Source organism: Kibdelosporangium phytohabitans (assembly GCF_001302585.1).
Lineage (GTDB): Bacteria > Actinomycetota > Actinomycetes > Mycobacteriales > Pseudonocardiaceae > Kibdelosporangium > Kibdelosporangium phytohabitans.
In genome coordinates this window covers 10,953,263-10,972,910 of sequence record NZ_CP012752.1, presented here as the reverse complement: position 1 = coordinate 10,972,910, position 19,648 = coordinate 10,953,263, and the positions used below count along the sequence as shown (strand labels likewise).

The following is a 19,648-nucleotide window of genomic DNA, read 5'->3' as shown; positions in this document are numbered from 1 at the left end:
CAATCCTTCAAGAGGTAAGCTGGACGAATGTCGGCCGAAACGTCAGGACTGATCGCCGACCGGGCGTTGCTCGGCCGGACAAGCACTGCCGAGCGGGTCGCCGACGTGCTGCGGACGCGGATCAGCGAGGGCTTCTTCCCGCCCGGCACGCGGCTGGCCGAAGACGCGATCGCGGGCGCGCTTGCCGTGTCCCGCAACACTTTGCGTGAGGCCTTCCGGCTGTTGACGCACGAGCGCCTGTTGACGCACGAGCTCAACCGCGGTGTTTTCGTCCGCGTTCTCACCACTGACGACGTGATTGACATCTACCGGGTTCGCAAACTGGTCGAGTGCGCCGCGGTTCGTGACCTGACCGAACCGCCGCCTGGCCTGGAGACGCTGCTCGCGGCGGTTTCCGACGGCTCAGCGGCGGCCGAACGCGCCGATTGGCGTGGGCTCGGCACCGCCAACATCCGGTTCCATCAGGTGATCGCTTCGTTCACGGGCAGTCCGCGGGTGGACGAGTTGATGCGCGGCATTCTCGCGGAGCTGCGCCTGGTCTTCTACGTGATGCAGGACCCGCGTTGGTTCCATGAGCCCTACCTGGTGCGCAACGGCGAGATCGGTGAGCTCCTGCGTGCAGGCGACGGCGCGAGCGCGGCGGCGATGCTGGCGACCTACTTGGACGATGCCGAGCACCAGTTGGTCGGCGCCTACGCGAACCACAACCCGGCAGAGTGACCCGCCTTGCGGGCCCTCTCGACGGCCCGCTAAGCTAACCTCAGCGCTCGAACACATGTTCGAGACGCGCCGGCTCCCCACGGCGGTCGTTCGGTGTGCGGGAGGTGTTCCGGTGTCGGGGTCAGCAGTGACGAGAGCGGCGTCGCTGATGTCCGGGGCCATGCCCGACGGGGTGGGAGTGGCCAGCGGCCTGACCCTGACATCGGTCGACCGGGAACGAGTGCTGCCGGTGTGTCAAGCACTGGCCGGGCTCTTCCCGTGGGGTGGCTTGCGGCGTGGCAGCACTGTGGCGGTACGCGGGTCCGCCACAGTGCTGCTCGCGCTGCTTGCCGAAGCAACGGCCGGCGGGTCGTGGGCCGGGGTGATCGGCATGCCGCGATTGGGGATCGTGGCTGCGTCGGAACTCGGGGTCGCAGTGTCCCGCCTGGCGTTGGTTCCCAAGCCCGGCGCCGATTTACCTGCTGTGGCCGGTGCCCTGCTCGACGGTATGGACATTGTCGTGATCGCGGCGGCCGGGCGGTTGCAGGAGTCGCACGCCCGCCGGTTGTCCGCGCGCGCCCGTCATCGTGGCGCCGTGTTGGTCCCGTTCGGCCCTTGGCCCGGCGCGGACCTGGAACTCGCGCACGTCCACAGTCGCTGGGCCGGTATGTCGAATGGCTACGGTCATTTTCACACTCGTGAGCTCACCATCGCCGCACAGGGCAGGGGCTCGGCGGCCCGGCCAAGCACCGCAACGGTCTTCGTGAGCCGGGATGGTGTGACAACCGAGCCGGTGGCACTGCCCTCCGATGGCTTCTGGCCGCCGGCCGCCGAATCGCTCCCGGTCATGCCATCCGCGCTGGAGAACGTCACGCCTCTGCGCGCCTGAGTCGTCGCGTCGAGACCGGTCAGGGATCAAGAAGCGTCACCCGGGAGTCCGGAACTGACGTCGCGGTCGCGCAATAGCCAGTCGGTCGAGTCCCGGCGCGACCGGTTCGAAGCCGGATGACGTTGTGGCGCAGGCGATACCGCCGCCATCCGGTGTCCGTTCATGACTGGAATCCCGCCCGGTGGGGCGCCGTGCCTGTTTCTCCAGGAGGTCTCAGTGAAGTGGAACAAGCGGATCCGGCAGACCCATCGTTGGGTGTCCATGGCCTTCACGGTGACCGTCATCATGGCCGCTGTCGCTGTCTCGGTGCAGCAACAGCCTGCCGAATGGGTGCTGTACCTGCCGTTGTTCCCGCTCACGTTTCTCATGTTCAGTGGTCTCTACATGTTCGTGCTTCCGTATGTGACCAAGCGGCGCGGTGAAAGAGCCGCCGTGAGTGCGGAATGAAGTCCTGATGTCCTAAGTAGACATGCTGCAAACACCTACCCGATTGAGTGATTGACCCTCCGATCGATCGAACCTATGTTCGAACTATGCGAACGGTGGTGATCTGGTGCCCGGACTGGCCGGTGGTGGCGGCTGCTTCGAGTGCTGGGCTGCCCATGACGATTCCCATGGCGGTGGTGGCGGCCAATCGCGTGATCGCCAGCTCGGCCGTGGCGAGAAGCGAGGGCATCAGGCGGGGCATGCGCCGCCGGGAAGCCCAGGGCCGCTGTCCCGAACTGGTCGTGTTCGACGACGACCCGGTCAGGGATGCGCGGCTGTTCGAGGCGGTCGCGGCGGCGGTGGAGGAGCTGGCCGTCGGCGTCGAGATCGTCCGGCCGGGGCTGGTGGCCGTGCCCGCGCGGGGGCCGGCCGGTTACTTCGGCGGTGAGGAGGCGGCGGCCGAGCGGCTGATCGATCAGGTCGCCGACCGAGCCGGGGTGGAGTGTCAGGTCGGCGTGGCCGACGGCCTGTTCGCCGCCACCCTGGCCGCGCACCGTGGGGTGCTGGTGCCACCGGGAACCAGCGCGGAGTTCCTGGCGCCATTGGCCGTCAACGAGTTGGCGCAACCAGGCGGTCCGGAGCGCACAGAGCTGATCGATCTGTTGCGCCGCCTGGGTTTGCGGACTCTCGGTGCGTTCGCCGGGATCACCGAACGCGATGTGGCGACCCGGTTCGACGCGGCGGCGGTCCAGGCCCACCGGCTGGCGAGAGGCCTGGACGAACGTCCGCCGTCCAGGCGCAGGCCACCGCCGGACCTCTCGATCAGCGAGGAGCTCGATCCGCCGGTCGAACGAGTGGACGCGGCTGCCTTCGTGGCCAAGTCCCTCGCCGACCGATTACACGCGGGCTTGGCCGCCCATGGCCTTGCCTGCACCCGCTTGGGCATCTACGCGCGCAGCGAACGTGACGAGGAGCTGGGCCGAGTCTGGCGTTGCGCGGAACCGTTGACGCCCAACGGAATCGCCGACCGAGTGCGTTGGCAACTGGACGGTTGGCTGCGAACCGGCGGCCCAACCGCGGGAATCAGGACACTGTGGCTCGCACCAGAGGAGGTAGTCGAAGGCAAAGCACTACAACTGGATCTGTGGCGAGGCGAAGGGCACGCCGAAGCCGGTGAGAAAGCCGGACGGGCCATGGTCCGCGTCCAAGGCCTCCTTGGCCCGGAATCCGTGTACACACCAGTACTCGGCGGCGGACGGGATCCCATCGACCGCGTACGGCTGGTGCCGTGGGGCGAGGAACTCACACCAACGTCGGACCCGGCTCTCCCCTGGCCAGGGCAACTCCCCGCACCATCACCAGCGGTGGTGTTCCCTGCCCCGTTCCCCGCCACCGTCGTCGACGAATCCGGCGAGCCCGTCCAAGTGACAGACCGCGACCTGCTGACAGCCGCCCCCGCGAAGGTCGGCATCAACGGCGGCCCACCCCGCCCAGTAGCGAACTGGGCAGGACCATGGGCAGCGAACGAACGCTGGTGGGCCAAGGAAACCCGCTGCCAAGCACGTATCCAGGTCCTCCTCGGCGCCGAACCGACCCAAGCAGCCCTCCTCCTCGCCTACAACGAAGGCACCTGGACCGTCCACGCCCATTACGACTGACCAACGAGCCACACCGTCAACGCCGTCAAACCGCTGCATCGCCGCGAGCCGTCGTGATGTGCTGGGCTATGGCCAGCCGCCGATCGCTCACGCCACGCCCGCGCATACACGACCGGCATGAGCACACTCATCAGCGCGGACAGGTCTCCCCACACGCCGATCGCCGCAATCCGACCAGCAGAGTGACGCCGCCAACGACACGCCCTCAGACGGGGCTACCTATGCGGACCGGCCCATAGGACCTCTCGGTCCTCGCGACCACCACAGCCCACCACGGCGAGCGCGCAACCCGAGAACCAGTCCGAGCTGCCTGAGCGGTAGCCAGCTCACTGCGGCGAGGGAGCAGGCAGTGAACCGGTCGGTCCGAGGAGCCTGAGCGGTGGCCAGCTCGCTGTGGCGAGGGAGCAGCAGAAAACCTGCCCATGCGGCTTGAGCGACACTCAGCCCGCCACGGCGAGCGCAAGCGCAGAACCGGTCCGAGGAGCCTGAGCGGTGGCGAGTTCGCTGTGGCGAGGGAGCAGCAGAAAACCTGCCCATGCGGCTTGAGCGACACTCAGCCCGCCACGGCGAGCGCAAGCGCAGAACCGGTCCGAGGAGCCTGAGCGGTGGCGAGTTCGCTGTGGCGAGGGAGCAGCAGAAAACCTGCCCATGCGGCTTGAGCGACACTCAGCCCGCCACGGCGAGCGCAAGCGCAGAACCAGTCCGAGCTGCCTGAGCGGTGGCGAGTTCGCTGTGGCGAGGGAGTAGGCAGTGAACCGGTCCGAGCTGCCTGGGCGAAGCCCAACCACACGTGTCCAGAGGTCCGTCAACGCAAAGCAACGCGCAGCGCAGGCGATACGGACCTCTTGACGCGTGGGTTGCCTCCGGCAGGCCGTCGGGCAGGTGCACCCACGCCACTAAGGGATCAGTTCAGAATGATTTTTCGTAGGCAGATGACGGAGCAGGCAAGGCTGAGGATGGCTTCGTGGACATCGGCTCGGCGTTCGGTGCGGATGCGCAATCGCCGGAAGCCTTTGAGCCAGGCAAATGTTCGCTCTACCGGCCAGCGGACCTTTCCCAGGCCGGAGCCGTGCTCGGCGCCTCGACGGGCAATGACCGGGATGATGCCCCGGTCACGCACCAAGCGGCGGTACTTGTCGTGGTCGTAGCCGCGATCGGCATAGAGCCGCACTGGTCGTCGTCGTGGTTTGCCGACCACGCCTCGAATAGGCGGAATCGCCTCGATCAGTGGGATCAACTGGGTGACGTCGTTGCGGTGCCCGCCGGTGAGCGTGACCGCGAGCGGAGTGCCGTGTGTGTCAGTGATCAGGTGGTGCTTCGAGCCAGGCTTGCGTCGATCGACCGGACTCGGCCCGGTGTGGTCCCCCCTTTGAGCGCCCGCAAGTGCGTGGAGTCCACCAAGGCGGCCGAGAGGTCCAGCAGGCCCGCAGCGCGAAGCTCGGCGAGCACCAACTCGTGAAGTCGCTGCCAGACCCCGGCGTCGTGCCATTCGGTCAACCGCCGCCAACAGGTAGCACCCGAGGCATCGAACAAGGCTGTGGGCAGCCGGTTCCAGCCGATTCCGGTTCGCACCACGTACAGAATGCCCTCCAGTGCGGCCCGGTCGTCGGCGCGCTTGCGGCCGGGATGGCGAAACCGCCGTGCACGCGCTGGAATCAACGGCTGCAGGCGCGTCCACAGCTCGTCGGTCAGGACCGCCTCCTCACCCATCCGGCGATCGTGGAGCACCAAGCCGCATCAGCCAAGCCGACACGCCATCTCATTCTGAACTGGTCTCTAATACTGCAACGACAGGTTGTAATCTGTGGTCGTGTCGTGGTAGTTGATCTTGGTGTTGGTGGAAGAGATGGCGACTGGGTGGTCGGCAAGTTTCGAGGCGTTCATGGGTCGGTTCGCGGCGCGGTTTCCCAGGGTCGAGTCCCGGCGGCAGATGCGGTCGTATGTGCGGGGTTTGCTCAGCGAGACCGAGCGGAAGAATGGTTGGACGCTGGCCGAGGCCGTGGGAGACGCTGGGCCGGAACGGATGCAGCGGTTGCTGAACTTCTACGCCTGGGATGCCGACGGTGTGCGTGATGAGGTGCGTGGCGCGGTGATCGAGGTTCTCGGTGATGAACGGCAGGGTGTGCTGATCGTCGATGAGACTGGCTTTCTGAAGAAGGGGACCACGTCCGCCGGGGTCGCCCGTCAGTACTCCGGTACCGCCGGTCGGATCGAGAACTCGCAGATCGGTGTGTTCCTGGCGTATGCCTCGGAGCGGGGCCGGGCGTTGATCGATCGGGAGTTGTACCTGCCCAAGGAGTGGATCTCTGATCGGGAGCGCTGCCGCCGGGCCGGTATCCCGGATGAGGTGACGCTGGCGACCAAACCCGTTCTGGCGCGACGGATGATTGAGCGCGCTAGGCGTGGCGGGATGCCGTTCGGGTGGGTCACCGGCGATGAGGCCTACGGCGTGGACACGAAGTTGCGGATGTGGCTGGAATCCGAGGACATCGCCCATGTCCTGGCGGTGGCGAAGAACTCGATGGTGGTCACCATGCAGTTGACCAAGGTTCGGGTCGATCGGGTCATCGCCGAGGTGACCGAGGACTCATGGACACGGATGAGTTGTGGTGACGGTGCTCATGGTCACCGGGTGTACGACTGGGCGCTGGTTGATATCCGCCCGCTGCGATTGACCGAGCGAGGGCATTGGCTGCTGGCTCGCCGCAGCCTGACCGATCCCACCGACATCGCCTACTACGTCTGTTTCGGCCCTGGTGAGACCACTCTGGAGCGCCTTGTACGTGTCGCGGGATCTCGTTGGGCCATTGAGGAATCCTTCCAGACCGCCAAGAACGAGACCGGGCTGGACCATTACCAGGTTCGAGGTTATGCGGCGTGGTACCGGCATATCACATTGTCCATGGCTGCCGCGGCATTTCTGGTGATCACCAGAGAAGCCGCGAAAAAGGGGGCACCACATCCGGTACCGACCGCGCCCTGATTCCGCTGTCCGCCAACGAGATCCGCCGCTTATGGAATCGGATCACAGCACCGGTGGTCCACACGATCCGCCACGTCGTGCACTGGTCGAACTGGCGACGAACAAGCCAGACCCGCGCCCGTATCAGCCACTACCGCAGACGCGGACATCACAACCTGTCGTTGCAGTACTAAGACCAAAGGATCCAGAGCACAAGAAAGGAAGAACACCAACGACAAAGCTCCTGCCCAGAGGTCAGCCCCCGGCGAGGACCGGCTTGTCCGTGCAAAACCCAGCCATACCGAAGCATGCCGGAAAAGATGGACGCAGGAAACAGGCGAGCTGCCGCAATGCCTTCAGCTGTCGAATGGAAAACTGGAGAAGGTCCGGCGCGGCTTCGCTGCCCAGCTAACAAGTGCTTCGCGGTAAACGGGCGACCGGCAAATGGATTGACTGGCCGGATCAGTCGTGGCCGAGGATCGGGTGCGGCCGATACGGCGCCTCCAGTGTCGCAACTTCGTCCTCCGTCAGCTCCAAATCCACAGCCGCGATGGCGTCTTCGATGTGCTGGGGTTTGGTTGCGCCGACGATGGGAGCTGTGACGCCTGGCTTTCCAGCCAGCCACGCCAACGCGACCTGTGCCGCTGGGACGCCGCGAGATGTTGCGACTGATCGCAGCGCGTCGATCACCTTCGCGTCGTCTTCGGTGTGGGCGTCGTACATCGTGGCGACTGGGTCCGTGGTCGTGCGGGTCGTGGTGTCGGTGCGGGCGAGCCTGCCGCGCGCCAGCGGGCTCCACGGGATCACGCCGACGCCTTGGTCCAGGCAGAGTGGGATCATCTCGCGTTCTTCTTCGCGGTAGATCAGGTTGTAGTGGTTCTGCATCGCGGCGAACGCTGTCCAGCCGTTCACCGCGGCCAGGTGCTGGGCCTTCGCGAACTGCCACGCGTACATGCTCGACGCCCCGATGTACCTGGCTTTTCCGGCTTTCACGATGTCGTGCAGCGCCGACATCGTTTCCGCCAACGGTGTTTCGTAGTCGAACCGGTGGATCTGGTACAGGTCCACGTGGTCGGTTCCGATGCGGCGCAGCGAGTCGTCGATGCTCGCCATGATGTGCTTGCGGGACAGGCCCTGGTCGTTCGGGCCGGGCCCCATCGGGAAGTACACCTTGGTCGCCAGCACGTAGTCGTCGCGCTTGGCGAACATCTTCCCCAGCAGCCGCCCGGTGATCTCCTCGCTCGCTCCCAGCGAGTACATGTCCGCGGTGTCGAAGAACGTCACGCCCGCGTCCACCGCTCGCCGCACGATCGGTTCCGCCACGCCCTCGCTCTGGTGCCAGGCGCGCACCTCGGCCTTGCCGTAGCTCATCATTCCCAGGCAGATCTGGGAGACCCGCAACCCGGTCGCCCCCAAGTGGACATATCGCATAAGGTCCATATTCTCGACTCGGAACCGGCGTGTGAATGGTGATCTGAAGGCTGGAGACGCGAGATGCCTACAAAAGCAAGGGTGACTGCCCCTGTTGCCTGCAGTGACCTGCTCGATGCCGTGAACGTCCGGTTGCTGGAGGAACTCCACGCCGACCCGCGCATCTCCATGTCGGCGCTGGCTCGCCGGGTCGGGATGTCCGCTCCCGCGGTCACCGAACGGGTGCAGCGGATGGAGAGCACCGGTGTGATCACGGGTTTCCGGATGGAGGTCGACCCCACCGCGCTGGGCATGCCGGTCACCGCGCTCGTCCGCGTCAACCCCGGCCCCGGGCAACTGCCCAAGGTCACCAAAGCGGCCGTGGACACCCCCGAGGTGGTCGAGTGCCACCGGATCACCGGCGAGGACTGCATCTACCTCAAGGTGCACGTCCCGTCGATCGGCAGCCTCGAACACGTGCTGGACCGTTTCCTGCTCCACGGGGAGACCACCACGTCCATCGTCGTGTCCACGCCGGTGCCGCTGCGCCCGTTGCCGGTCACCGCGCGTCAGGACTGATGAGCCCGCAGGGTCTGGATGTACCAGGTCACCGCAGGCACTACCGGCTCTGGCTGCTGCCAGCCGTTGATGATCGCCAGCAGGTGCATGTAGCGGTCTCGCCTCGGGTCGGCGGCGATTTCCACCTCGTGCCCGCGGTCAGCCGGGACGATGCTGGTCGCGAGCGCGTAGGCCTGCGGTGACGCCGGATCGAGTGACAGGTCGGCGTGGTCGCGGACCAGCGCGACGGCGTCGGGTTCGAGCGGCCGGTCCGCGTAGTGCTCGCCCAACCGGCGCATCGCCGCTCGGAAGTCCTTGTCGCGTACGAGTTCGGTCAGCTCCAGCCACGCTTCCAGCTGTTGCGCCGAAGGTGTCGCGGGCAGGTGTGGCGTCAGGCTCTGGGCGATTCCCGGCCGCAGTCCCAGCTGGGACGGCAGGTCCGGGATCTCGGTGAGCGATTTCAGCGCCGCGTGCTGCTGCCGCAGGGCGTGGATCCGGGCTTCGACGGCGTCGGCTTGGTTCGCCGCTACTTCGGCCACTGCGATCTCCTTGTCGAGGATTTCACGGACAGTGCGCAGGTCGATGCCCAGCGACCGCAGCACGCGGACGAGTTCCAGCCGGGCGCGGGCCTCGGCCGAGTACTGCCGGTGCCCGGCGGGGCTGCGGCCGGTCGGCGGGACGATGTCCTGGTTCGCGTAGAACCGGATGGCTTTCACCGTCAGCCCGGTCCGCTTCGCCAGTTCGCCGATCGTGTAGCGCACGTCCTCACTCTGCGAGCTCCCCACGGGGGAGACTCAAGCACAATTTCAATTAACAAAGCAGGCCGCCGCCGAAGTGGTAAGACGGCCTAATGATCCGCAGCCCCTTCGATGACCTCGCCGACTACGTCAAACTGCCGCGCAACGGCCCACCGCGGCTGTCGCCGGACGGCCGCAGAGTCGTCTACTCCGTCGCTGTGCCCGACGAGAAGAAGAACCGGTACGTCACCTCGCTGTGGGAGGTCGACGCGGGTGGCGAAGGCCCAGCCAGGCGGCTCACCTGGGGAGCCGAGGGTGAGGCCGACCCGGCGTGGACACCGGATGGCGACCTGCTCTTCACCGCCAAGCGGCCGACCGCCACGGACAAGAGCTCGCTGTGGCTGCTGCCGTCCGGTGGTGGCGAGGCCCGGCAGGTCGTGGCCCCGTCCGGCGGGATCGACGACATCCGGGTCAGCGCCAGCGGCACGATCGTGATCACCTCGCCGCTGCTGCCGTCCGCCACGGATCCGGAGCACGACAGGCAGGTGCGCGAGCGCCGGGACGACGCCGGGATCACGGCCATCCTGCACGAGGAATATCCGATCCGGGCGTGGGACCGGCACATCGGGCCGGACCGGCGCCGGTTCCTCGTGGTCGACGGTGACCGGTTGCGTGACCTCACCGGGCACGTCGGCCCTGCCCTGGACAGCAACGAGACCGGGTGGGACCTCTCGGCGGACGGGTCGACGATCGTGGCGGGCTGGCTCGTCGCGGAGGACCCAGCCAGCCAGCGCAGCACTCTCGTCACCATCGACGTCGCCACCGGCGAACGCCGTGTGCTGGCCGACAATCCGGACTTCGAGTACCTTTCGCCCGCGATCTCCCCGGATGGCGCGTACGTCGCCGTCGTCGTCCTGCAGCGCTGTTCTCCCGGTGACGTCTTCGACCGCCGGCTCGCTGTCATCCCGATCGCCGGTGGTGAGGTGCGGCTGCTCGCCGCGGAATGGGACCGCTGGCCGCGTGATCCGTTGTGGACAGCGGATGGCCAGTCGCTCGTCATCGGCGCCGACGACAACGGCCGGGCGCCGTTGTGGCGCGTCGACGTGGAAACCGGTCAGGTCACGAGGCTGACGCCGGACGACGGCGCGTACACCGATGTCCGGCTTTCCCGGGACGGGCAGTGGGCCTACGCACTGCGCTCGGCCGTGGACAGCCCGCCTTCGCCGGTCAGGGTCGCGCTGGACGGGTCCACAATGGAGCTCCTGGTCGGGCCGGCGTACGAGGTTCCCGGACGGCTGGAAGAGGTCACCACCACGGCCGCCGACGGGACCACCATCCGCGCGTGGATCGCGTTGCCGCAGTCGCAGGAACCCGCGCCGCTGCTGCTGTGGATCCACGGCGGCCCGTACATGACGTGGAACGCCTGGATGTGGCGTTGGAACCCGTGGCTCGCGGTCGCCCGCGGATACGCCGTGCTGCTGCCGGATCCCGCGCTGTCCTCGGGCTACGGCACGGAGTTCATCCGCCGGGGCTGGGCGAACTGGGGTGGTGCGCCGTACACCGATCTGATGTCGCTCACCGACGCGGCGCTGCGACGGCCGGACCTCGACGCGAGCCGGACCGCCGCCATGGGCGGGTCGTTCGGCGGCTACATGGCCAACTGGGTGGCCGGGCACACCGACCGGTTCGACGCGATCGTCACCCACGCCTCGCTGTGGGCGATGGACCAGATGATGTCGACCACCGACATGGCGTTCGACTTCGTGCGCGAGATGACCGAGGCGGACGCCGACGCCAACTCACCGCACCGGTCGGTCGACGCCATCACCACTCCGATGCTGGTGATCCACGGCGACAAGGACTACCGCGTGCCGGTCGGGGAAAGCCTGCGGCTGTGGTGGGAATTGTCGGCACGGGCGAAAGCCGGCGACAACCCGCACAAGTTCCTCTACTTCCCGGACGAGAACCACTGGATCCTCAAACCGAATCACACGAAGGTGTGGTACTCGACTGTCTTCGCCTTCCTGGCCCACCACGTGCTCGGCCAGGACTGGCAGCGGCCGGAAAACCTGGGCTGACCAGCGTGGATGTCCGAGGGGCCCTCGTGGGAGCGCACGAGGGCCCCTCGACTTGACCAAGGTGACCCGTAGGGACATACTCGAACACATGTTCGAGCACTTCTCTTCGTTGTACCGGTCGGACCGGGACATGGCCCAGGATCTCCTCGCCGAGTTGATCCCGAGGCAACGTCCGCCGATGGAGGATCAGCCGCCGAAGTTCTGGGGCCCCGGCGGTGGCGGCGGGTATCCGGGTCCTGCCGGCGCGGACTTGAAGTAGGCGTTCGAGTCCGGCTGGAACAGGAAGAACAGCGTCGCGGCGAGCGCGGCGACCTGGACGATCGAGAAGATCAGCAGCACCGCGCCGAACCCGCCGCCGACGGTGAACAGCAGGCCGAGGCTGAACAAGCCGATCAGTCCCAGCAGCGCGCCGAGTCCGCTGAGCACGGCGAGCACGATCCGCGCCCATTCCGCACCGTTGCGCATCATCACCGAGATGACGAACAGGCCCGCGCAGATCAGCAGGCCGAAGACCGTGGGGCCGCCGTTGTAGAACCCGCCGAAATAGCTGGAGAACATGATCGCGTAGACGATGTAGTACAGCGCGCTGATCACGGCCGCCCCCGCGGACAGCAGGAACGCCCAGATGACGCTCTTGGGCACGGGCAGCGCGGGCCGGTTGCCGCCGGTGCCCCAGTTGGCGCCGATCCCGGTGAACTTCATGGCGAAACCGGGAACCTCTGGGGTCTTCGGTCCCGCGCTGTGCGCGCCACCACCGGCATGCTGGTGACCGTACGGCTGCTGCGGCTGACCGTAGGGAGGTTGTGGCTGGCCGTACGGCGGTTGCTGGCCGTATGGCTGCTGGCCGCCACCTTGCGGCTGGCCTTGTCCGGACGGCCCCTGACCATACGGGGTGCCGCCGGGTTGGCCCGGCTGGTACGGGCCCTGCGGGTGCTGAGTCACGGCTGGACGGTAAACGCGCCGGACTTGCGGAAAAAGGGGTTCGGGTCCCGATTGGACCAAAGTCTGCCCGCTTGGGCAGTGGCCCGTTAACCGGAAATGAGGCGACATGGGGTGGAACAACCCGCCGGTTCGCTGGTCGGAGCTGGAACGAGCCTTGTCCGGCAAGACTTTCCAGACCGGCGACGGCGGTGACAGTCCAGCGTGGACCCACCACCGCGAACCGTACACCCCGCCGCCGGGCATCGGCCTGCCCGGCGCGACCGACCACCCCGGCGCGGAGCGGGTGCCGTACGCCGAACTGCACTGCCACTCCAACTTCAGCTTCCTCGACGGCGCCAGCCACCCGGAGGAACTGGTCGAGGCGGCTGCGCTGCAAGGCCTCGACGCGATCGCGATCACCGACCACGACGGCATGTACGGCGTGGTCCGGTTCGCCGAGGCGGCAAAGGAACTCGGTGTGCGCACGGTGTTCGGCACCGAACTGAGCATCGGCCTGCCCGCGCCGCAGACCGGCGTGCCCGACCCGGTGGGCGAGCACCTGTTGCTGCTGGCGCGCGGCCTGGAGGGCTACACGCGGCTGTGCCGGGCGATCAGCGCCGGTCAGCTCGCCGGTGCGGAGAAAGGCCGCCCGGTGTACGACGTCGCACAGGTCGTTGACGGGACCAAGGGCCACTGCGTCGTCCTTACGGGCTGCCGCAAGGGCCCTGTGCGCCGCGCGTTGGAGGCGGAAGGGCCCGCGGCGGCGGCCGAACGACTCAGGCAACTCGTCGACATGTTCGGCAAGGACAGCGTTTTCGTCGAACTGACCGACCACGGCCTGCCGGGCGACAGCTTCCGCAACGACGTGCTGTCCGGGATGGCTGCCGAGCTCGGGCTGCCGACGATCGCGACCAACGCGGTGCACTACGCGCAACCCGATCGCGCCCGGCTGGCGGCGGCGATGGCCGCTGTGCGGTCGCGCAAAAGCCTGGACGAGATGGCCGGTTGGCTGCCGCCCGCGACCGCGTACCTGCGGTCAGGGGCCGAGATGCGCGAACGGTTCGAACCACGTTATCCCGGTGCCGTGCAGCGGGCCGCGGTGCTCGGCGTCGACCTCTCGTTCGATTTGCGGCTGGTGGCGCCGAAACTGCCGCCGTTCGACGTACCACCAGGGCACACGGAAGACTCGTACCTGCGGTACCTGACCTACAAGGGCGCGGCGAGCCGGTACGGCCCGCTGGACGCCAACGCCAAGGCGTACGCGCAGATCGAGCACGAACTGCGCGTGATCGAGGAGCTCGGGTTCCCCGGCTACTTCCTGGTCGTGTGGGACATCGCCCGGTTCTGCCGGGAGAACGACATCCTGTGCCAGGGCCGCGGGTCCGCCGCGAACTCGGCGGTCTGCTACGCGCTGGGCATCACGGGAGTCGACGCGGTCGCGCACAACCTGCTGTTCGAACGGTTCCTCGCGCCCGCTCGCGACGGCCCGCCGGACATCGACATCGACATCGAGTCCGACCGCCGCGAGGAGGCGATCCAGTACGTCTACCGGAAGCACAACCGCTGGTGCGCCGCGCAAGTCGCGAACGTGATCACGTACCGGGCCAAGTCGTCGATCCGCGACATGGCCCGCGCGCTGGGGTACTCGCCCGGCCAGCAGGACGCGTGGAGCAAGCAGATCGACCGCTGGGGCCCGGTCGGCAACACCGTCGATGAGAACGACCACGACATCCCCGGCGTCGTGCTGGACCTGGCCGGGCAGATCGAGGGATTCCCGCGGCACCTGGGCATCCACTCCGGTGGCATGGTGATCTGCGACCGGCCGGTCGGCGAGGTGTGCCCGATCGAGTGGGCGCGGATGGCCGACCGCTCGATCCTGCAGTGGGACAAGGACGACTGCGCGGCGATCGGACTGGTCAAGTTCGACCTGCTCGGCCTCGGCATGCTCTCCGCGCTGCACTACGCGATCGACCTGGTGCGCGAGTACGAAGACGTCGAGGTGGACATCGCCAACCTCGACCTGGCCGATGAGAACATCTACAACATGCTGTGCGAGGCCGATTCGGTGGGTGTCTTCCAGGTGGAGAGCCGCGCGCAGATGGCCACCCTGCCCCGGCTGAAACCGCGTGAGTTCTACGATCTCGTGGTCGAGGTCGCGCTGATCAGGCCCGGCCCGATCCAGGGCGGCTCGGTTCACCCCTACATCCGGCGGCGCAACGACCTCGAACCGGTCACGTACGACCACCCGTTGCTGGAGCGGGCTTTGGCGAAGACCCGTGGCGTGCCGTTGTTCCAGGAACAGCTGATGCAGATAGCCGTCGACGTCGGCGGTTTCGACGCGGCCGAAGCGGACGAGCTGCGCAGGGCGATGGGCGCGAAGAGGTCGACCCGCCGGATGGAGCGCCTGCGGGAGAGGTTCTACGAGGGCGCGGCGGCCAACGGGATCACCGGTGAGCTCGCCGAACGGATCTACGCGAAACTGCTGGCGTTCGCCAACTTCGGGTTCCCGGAAAGCCACGCGTTGAGCTTCGCGCACCTGGTCTTCGCCAGTTCCTTCTTCAAGCACTACCACCCGGCCGCGTTCTGCGCCGCGTTGTTACGCGCCCAGCCAATGGGTTTCTACTCGCCGCAGTCACTGGTCGCCGACGCCCGCAGGCACGGCGTGGAAGTACGCGGTCCGGACATCAACGCCAGCCTCCCGCACGCCACGCTGGAGCGCACCGACGCGAAACCCGCTGTCCGGCTGGGAATCGGCGCGATCCGCACGATCGGCCAGAAGCCGGCGGACGTGATCGTGGCGGAACGGCAGTCGAAGGGGCCGTTCAAAAGCATGACCGACCTGGCAAGGCGGGTGCAGCTGACCACGGCACAGGTCGAGGCGTTGTCCACAGCGGGTGCTTTCGGTTGCTTCGGGATCAGCAGACGAGCGGCGCTGTGGTCGGCGGGTGCCGTGGCAGGCGACCGGCCGGACCGGCTGCCGGGAACGACCGCGAGCGCCGCCGCGCCGACGCTGCCGGGGATGGACGCGGTCGAGCTCGCGGTGGCCGACGTGTGGGCGAACGGCCTGTCACCGGACAGTTTCCCGACCCAGTTCGTCCGCGAACACCTCACCGGCCTCGGCGCGCTGCCGGTGTCGGACCTTTCGTCCGTGCAGTCGGGAACCCGGATCCTCGTCGGCGGTGCCGTCACCCACCGCCAGCGCCCGGCGACCGCGGGCGGGGTCACGTTCCTGAACATCGAGGACGAGACCGGAATGGTGAACGTCGTGTGCTCACCGGGTTTGTGGGCCCGTTACCGCCGGGTCGCCCGTGGCAGCGCGGCGATGCTGGTCCGCGGGATCGTGGAGAACGTGGAAGGGGTGATCAGTTTGCAGGCCGATCGCCTGCAGAACCTGGATCTGCGCATCCCGTCGAAGTCTCGTGACTTTCGGTAGCGTGGAACGCATGCCGGCCTACGAGTGCTAGTGCGCTGAGATCGTCAGAGGCGATGCCCAGCCGCCGGAAGCAGTCCCACGCGGGCCCGGTGAGATCCGGGTACATTCGGTTTCGTGCGGCGACGCGGTGGTGAGCACGGTGGTGAGAACCACCCCTCTGGGGATACCCCAGGGAGCAAGGCATTACCTGCGGTTGGCGCCCCACGCGCGGCGGCACACTCCGTGTACGTGGGTGCGCGCGGATATCGGGAGATGGAGTCACTCCGCGTCGCCGCATCAGCATTGGACGGTCCGTGGACACGGTCCGCGATCGCGACCCGGCTGATCTCGTTCTACGCGGATCCCGCTGCCGCCGAGACCATGGCCGGTCAGCTGCTCGACCACTGCCCGCGCCCGCCGCTCGGTGACGCGGCGGATCTCGCCAGGATGATCGCCGCGTTCCCGCCGATGCCCGGGTACGCGCCTCCGCCGCCGAAACCCAAGCGGTCGCTCGACATCGCCGCGCTGCTGGACGTCACACCGTCCGAACTGGACTGGCTGGCCGACGCCCGCGGCTGGAACAGGCGTGCCGGGCAACCGTTGTGGCACTACCGGTCCCGCTGGGCGGGAACCTCGACCGGTGGGCTGCGGCTGATCGAGGCGCCGAAACCGCGGCTCGCCGAGGCGCAACGCCGGATCGTGCGCCACCTCGACCTGCCCGTGCACGGCGCGGCACACGGGTTCCGGAAAGGACGTTCCGCGGTCACGTACGCCGCGCCGCACGCCGGGAAGCCGTTGGTGGTCAGGATGGACCTCGAGGGGTTCTTCGCCTGCGTGACCGGCGCCCGTGTCCGTGCCCTGGTGCACGAGTACCAGCAGGCGTCGGCGCTGGCCGGGTTGCTGACCACCAGGACGCCGCTGGAGGTCCTGCGCTCCGCGCCGCCGTCGTCGGGCGACCCGGACGTGCGTCGCAGGCTGCTGGCCCGGTTGGCGTACCAGCACCTGCCGCAGGGCGCGCCGTCGTCGCCCGCGGTCGCGAACGCCGTGGCGTATCGGCTCGACCTGCGCCTCGCCGGGCTCGCACGGGCGCTCGGCGCCGACTACACGCGATACGCCGACGACCTCGCGTTCTCCGGTCCGCAAACGCTTCCGCTGCACCGCTTGCTGCCCGGCGTGCGCGCGATCGCGCGGGACGAGGGCTTCCGGGTCCGCCCGGACAAGACGTCGGTCACGGGCCGCCACCAACGCCAGAAACTCGCCGGGCTCGTGGTCAACGCCGCCCCGGCCGTGCCACGCGCGGAGTACGACGCGTTGAAAGCCTTGCTGCACAACTGCCGCACCACCGGACCCGACGCGCAGAACCACGTCGGCCGCAACGACTTCGCCGCGCACGTACGCGGCCGGATCGAGTGGGTCGCCGCCGGTCACCCCGCCAGAGGAGCGAAGTTGCGCAAGCTGTACAGCCAGATCACCTGGTAGTCCCTTACGATCCCGGTGTGTCCGAGGGCGCGGCCGATTTCGAGATCGGTAAGGACGGCTTGACCGTGATCATCGTGGGCGTCGACGGCAGCCCGCCATCCCTGCACGCCGCCGCGTGGGCAGGCGGCCTCGCCCGGCGGGAACGGGCGCAGCTGGTGCTGGTCTACGTCGAGCCGATCGCCAGCCCGGCGTACTGGACGGCGATGGGCATGGCCGGTGCCACCGAGGCCGCGTCGGCGTTCGTCGACGAGATCCACCGCGAGGCCGCGGCCTACCTCGACCACGCCGGGATCCCGTGGGAACTCGTGCACTACCGGGGCGACCCGGCGCACGGCCTGGAAGCCATCGCCGAGGAGCGACGCGCCGACTGCATCGTGGTCGGCCGGTCCCGGCACGGCGGCGGCCTGGTCGGGTCCGTGCCGAAGATGCTCGTCAAGGGCGCGAAACGACCCGTCGTCGTCGTTCCCTGAGTTCCAGCCGCGCAGCCGATGTGGCCTTCGTCGCGACGAAGGCCACATCGGCTGCCGACGGCAGCGGGGGTCAGGTGAGCGGAGGGCGTTCCCGGCCGGGGATCTCGACGAGGTAGCCGTCTTCGAGCAGGTCCTCCACCGCGTGCGGCAGCAGGAACGCCGTGCCACCGCCCGGCTGCTCGAACCACGGGATCGCCACACCGGTCAGCGCCTCGAACGGCTGCTGCACGCGGTAGGCGCGGTAATCCCGGTTCACCCAGTCCGGGACGAGCGACCGCAGCGGGAACGGGGTGCCGACGGCGTACGTCAGGTTGCCGTCGCCCTCGCCGAACCGGTCGATCTCGGTACCGGGGTGCAGTTCGATCATCCGCTTGCCGCGGAACAGCGTCAGCGGCGGCTCACCGTAGAGCGGCTGGATCGGCCAGTCCTGTGCACGGGGCTCCGATGGCGCGCCGTTGCCGCCGCCACCGGGGCCCCGGTTGGGAGCGGGCAGCAACGCCGTGGAGTTGCCGACCTCCGGCGCGGGTGCGCTGGGCACCGACACGGGTTCACGCGCGTCCGTGTCCTCCAACGCGGACAGCGGAGGCAACGACAAGACCGTCCGGTCCAAGTCGTCGTTCTCGAGCACGGGAGGCGTGGGCGGTGGTGGGGGCGGAGGAGGCGGCGGCGCAGGCGGTGCGGCGGCGACTGGCGGCGGCTCCGGCAGTGCGGGCCGCGGACCGTCCAGCAACACCTTGCCGAGCAGGAACGCTGTGGCGTCGGCCACGTCCTCGAAGTCCGACGGCGCGACGTACTGGTCGCGCTCGAACCAGCCGACCCGCCAGCCCTCGTCCACCCGTTCCAGCGTCCACGTCCGCTCGACCGGCGGCCCGATCCGGTACGCCGAGTCGGGCACACCCAGATCGGCGAACTTCGCCCTGACCTGGGTGAGCGCGGGACCAGGCTGAGGTGCCGCAGGCACAGCGGGGACAGGCGGCGGCGCGGGCGCGGCAGGCATGGGTGGCGGCGGTGGCGGCGCCACCGGACGGCCAGGAGGTGGCGGCGGGGCGCCCCGGTTGACGAACGCGGCTGCCTCGGCGACCGTCGGCTCGTCCACCACGGGCAGCTCGAAGCCCTGCCTGCGGATGTGCGCGACCAGGTCAGGCTCGGGGCTGACGCCGTACGTGCGCAGGTAGTAGTTCACCGACGCCGGCCAGATCCACGTCCCGTCGGTGTGGAACGCGATCGGCACCGAGTTGCGGCCCTCCGGGTCCAGCCGGTCGACGTCGTAGCCGCGGCCGGGCATCGCGAACTCGGCCTCTTCCAGGTAGGCCAGCATCGCCTCGGTGTCCAGCTCGTCCACCGGCGGCCGGTTGACGATCGGGCGGCCCTGCGGCCCCATCCCGTCGAAGGTCCGCGCCACCCGGAACCGAGGGCGTTCGAAACCACCCGGAGGGGTGGGTGGCTGCGGCGCCATGGGCGGGGGCGGGGGTGGCGGCGCGGCGAGACGCCTGGCCAGCCACTCCGGGATGTTCTCGTCCTCGCGGGGAAACATCTGCAGCTCGTCGGGGTACGCCGGGGGTGGCGGCGGGCTGTCCCACTGCGGCTCGTCGCGGTCGTACTCCAGGTTGTAGCTCGACGGCCGGTCCAGCTGGTAGCGCGCGTTGAACCAGGTCCCGCGGCCGTCGCGGTACATGCCCGCGCGCAGCCGCGCGAACAACGCCGCCATGTCCGGCGACACCGTCCACGTTCTCGGATCCTCGTTCTCGCAGGTCAGCTCGGCCGTCATCTCGTGGTAGCGGCCGACTGCCCGGTAGAGCACCACGACCTGCTGCCACTCGGGCGGAGCAGCCCGCAGCAGTGCCAGGCCGATCTGCTTGACCAGGGTGTCCTGCTCGGTCGGATCCAGCTGGGTCGGTTGCGTCACGTCCCCATCCTCCCTTTTGCGACCACGTTCGGCACATGCGGTG

General features: G+C 68.3%; 15 protein-coding genes. 10 read left to right on the top strand and 5 right to left on the bottom strand.

Translation table 11 applies throughout. From position 1 onward, the window contains the following. Positions 1–27 precede the first annotated feature (27 nt). The 4 genes from AOZ06_RS49065 to AOZ06_RS49050 all read left to right on the top strand — a co-directional run bounded on the left by AOZ06_RS49065 (position 28) and on the right by AOZ06_RS49050 (position 3,672). Positions 28–720, top strand: coding sequence for a GntR family transcriptional regulator (locus tag AOZ06_RS49065; RefSeq protein WP_054295653.1), 693 nt, complete (start codon positions 28–30; stop codon positions 718–720). Between the two features lie 112 nt (positions 721–832). Next, a complete protein-coding gene (locus AOZ06_RS49060; RefSeq protein WP_157233662.1) occupies positions 833–1,588 on the top strand; it encodes a hypothetical protein in 756 nt (251 codons plus the stop codon). A 216-nt stretch (positions 1,589–1,804) separates the two neighbouring features. Beyond that, on the top strand, positions 1,805–2,035 hold the full coding sequence (locus AOZ06_RS49055) for a hypothetical protein (RefSeq protein WP_054295651.1): 231 nt from the start codon (positions 1,805–1,807) through the stop codon (positions 2,033–2,035). An 86-nt stretch (positions 2,036–2,121) separates the two neighbouring features. Beyond that, on the top strand, positions 2,122–3,672 hold the full coding sequence (locus AOZ06_RS49050; RefSeq protein ID WP_054295650.1) for a DNA polymerase Y family protein: 1,551 nt from the start codon (positions 2,122–2,124) through the stop codon (positions 3,670–3,672). Positions 3,673–4,576: 904 nt separating this feature from the next. Here the strand turns inward: AOZ06_RS49050 and AOZ06_RS55615 are convergent. Continuing rightward, positions 4,577–5,382, bottom strand: a protein-coding gene (locus AOZ06_RS55615; RefSeq protein WP_157233231.1) for an IS5 family transposase whose coding sequence is annotated in 2 segments (ribosomal slippage) — positions 4,577–5,043 and positions 5,043–5,382 — 807 coding nt in all. Because the reading frame shifts where the segments join, the coding sequence is not laid out codon by codon here. 136 nt (positions 5,383–5,518) lie between these two features. Here AOZ06_RS55615 and AOZ06_RS49035 point away from each other — a divergent pair. After that, positions 5,519–6,655: an IS701 family transposase gene (locus AOZ06_RS49035; RefSeq protein WP_083472547.1), complete on the top strand. Its 1,137-nt coding sequence runs from the start codon at positions 5,519–5,521 to the stop codon at positions 6,653–6,655. A gap of 441 nt (positions 6,656–7,096) precedes the next feature. Here the strand turns inward: AOZ06_RS49035 and AOZ06_RS49030 are convergent, their stop codons facing one another. After that, positions 7,097–8,065: an aldo/keto reductase gene (locus tag AOZ06_RS49030; protein ID WP_054295649.1), complete on the bottom strand. Its 969-nt coding sequence runs from the start codon at positions 8,063–8,065 to the stop codon at positions 7,097–7,099. Positions 8,066–8,146: 81 nt separating this feature from the next. Here AOZ06_RS49030 and AOZ06_RS49025 point away from each other — a divergent pair, with 81 nt between their 5' ends. After that, positions 8,147–8,623, top strand: coding sequence for an Lrp/AsnC family transcriptional regulator (locus tag AOZ06_RS49025; RefSeq protein ID WP_236951979.1), 477 nt, complete (start codon positions 8,147–8,149; stop codon positions 8,621–8,623). Here AOZ06_RS49025 and AOZ06_RS49020 read toward each other — a convergent pair. Further along, positions 8,614–9,387 (bottom strand): helix-turn-helix domain-containing protein, encoded by a 774-nt coding sequence (locus tag AOZ06_RS49020; RefSeq protein WP_054295647.1) that lies wholly within the window; start codon positions 9,385–9,387, stop codon positions 8,614–8,616. The genes AOZ06_RS49025 and AOZ06_RS49020 overlap by 10 nt on opposite strands. Positions 9,388–9,452: 65 nt before the next feature. Here AOZ06_RS49020 and AOZ06_RS49015 point away from each other — a divergent pair, with 65 nt between their 5' ends. Next, positions 9,453–11,417, top strand: a complete 1,965-nt coding sequence (locus tag AOZ06_RS49015; protein WP_054295646.1) for a S9 family peptidase — start codon at positions 9,453–9,455, stop codon at positions 11,415–11,417. A gap of 186 nt (positions 11,418–11,603) precedes the next feature. On the opposite strand, the gene AOZ06_RS57480 is transcribed toward AOZ06_RS49015, so the two are convergent. Further along, a complete protein-coding gene (locus tag AOZ06_RS57480; RefSeq protein WP_157233661.1) occupies positions 11,604–12,359 on the bottom strand; it encodes a hypothetical protein in 756 nt (251 codons plus the stop codon). Positions 12,360–12,465: 106 nt separating this feature from the next. On the opposite strand from AOZ06_RS57480, the gene AOZ06_RS49000 reads away from it, so the two are divergent. From AOZ06_RS49000 to AOZ06_RS48990, 3 genes are all read left to right on the top strand, one after another. Next, positions 12,466–15,771 carry an error-prone DNA polymerase gene (locus AOZ06_RS49000; RefSeq protein WP_054295643.1) on the top strand — a complete coding sequence of 1,102 codons (3,306 nt, stop codon included), beginning with the start codon at positions 12,466–12,468 and terminating at the stop codon, positions 15,769–15,771. A gap of 252 nt (positions 15,772–16,023) precedes the next feature. Further along, positions 16,024–17,229, top strand: coding sequence for a reverse transcriptase family protein (locus AOZ06_RS48995; protein WP_225953137.1), 1,206 nt, complete (start codon positions 16,024–16,026; stop codon positions 17,227–17,229). 17 nt (positions 17,230–17,246) lie between these two features. After that, positions 17,247–17,699: a universal stress protein gene (locus AOZ06_RS48990; protein WP_063810253.1), complete on the top strand. Its 453-nt coding sequence runs from the start codon at positions 17,247–17,249 to the stop codon at positions 17,697–17,699. 70 nt (positions 17,700–17,769) lie between these two features. Here the strand turns inward: AOZ06_RS48990 and AOZ06_RS48985 are convergent, their stop codons facing one another. Continuing rightward, positions 17,770–19,605, bottom strand: coding sequence for a TNT domain-containing protein (locus AOZ06_RS48985; protein ID WP_054295642.1), 1,836 nt, complete (start codon positions 19,603–19,605; stop codon positions 17,770–17,772). Positions 19,606–19,648: the final 43 nt, after the last annotated feature.

What these genes read in the sequence shown, in the direction of transcription:
- AOZ06_RS49015 (WP_054295646.1), top strand. Translation starts at nt 9,453, where the DNA reads ATGATCCGCAGCCCCTTCGATGACCTCGCCGACTACGTCAAACTGCCG.
- AOZ06_RS49050 (WP_054295650.1), top strand. Translation starts at nt 2,122, where the DNA reads ATGCGAACGGTGGTGATCTGGTGCCCGGACTGGCCGGTGGTGGCGGCT.
- AOZ06_RS49065 (WP_054295653.1), top strand. Translation starts at nt 28, where the DNA reads ATGTCGGCCGAAACGTCAGGACTGATCGCCGACCGGGCGTTGCTCGGC.
- AOZ06_RS49030 (WP_054295649.1), bottom strand. Translation starts at nt 8,065, where the DNA reads ATGCGATATGTCCACTTGGGGGCGACCGGGTTGCGGGTCTCCCAGATC.
- AOZ06_RS48995 (WP_225953137.1), top strand. Translation starts at nt 16,024, where the DNA reads ATGGAGTCACTCCGCGTCGCCGCATCAGCATTGGACGGTCCGTGGACA.
- AOZ06_RS49000 (WP_054295643.1), top strand. Translation starts at nt 12,466, where the DNA reads ATGGGGTGGAACAACCCGCCGGTTCGCTGGTCGGAGCTGGAACGAGCC.
- AOZ06_RS49035 (WP_083472547.1), top strand. Translation starts at nt 5,519, where the DNA reads ATGGCGACTGGGTGGTCGGCAAGTTTCGAGGCGTTCATGGGTCGGTTC.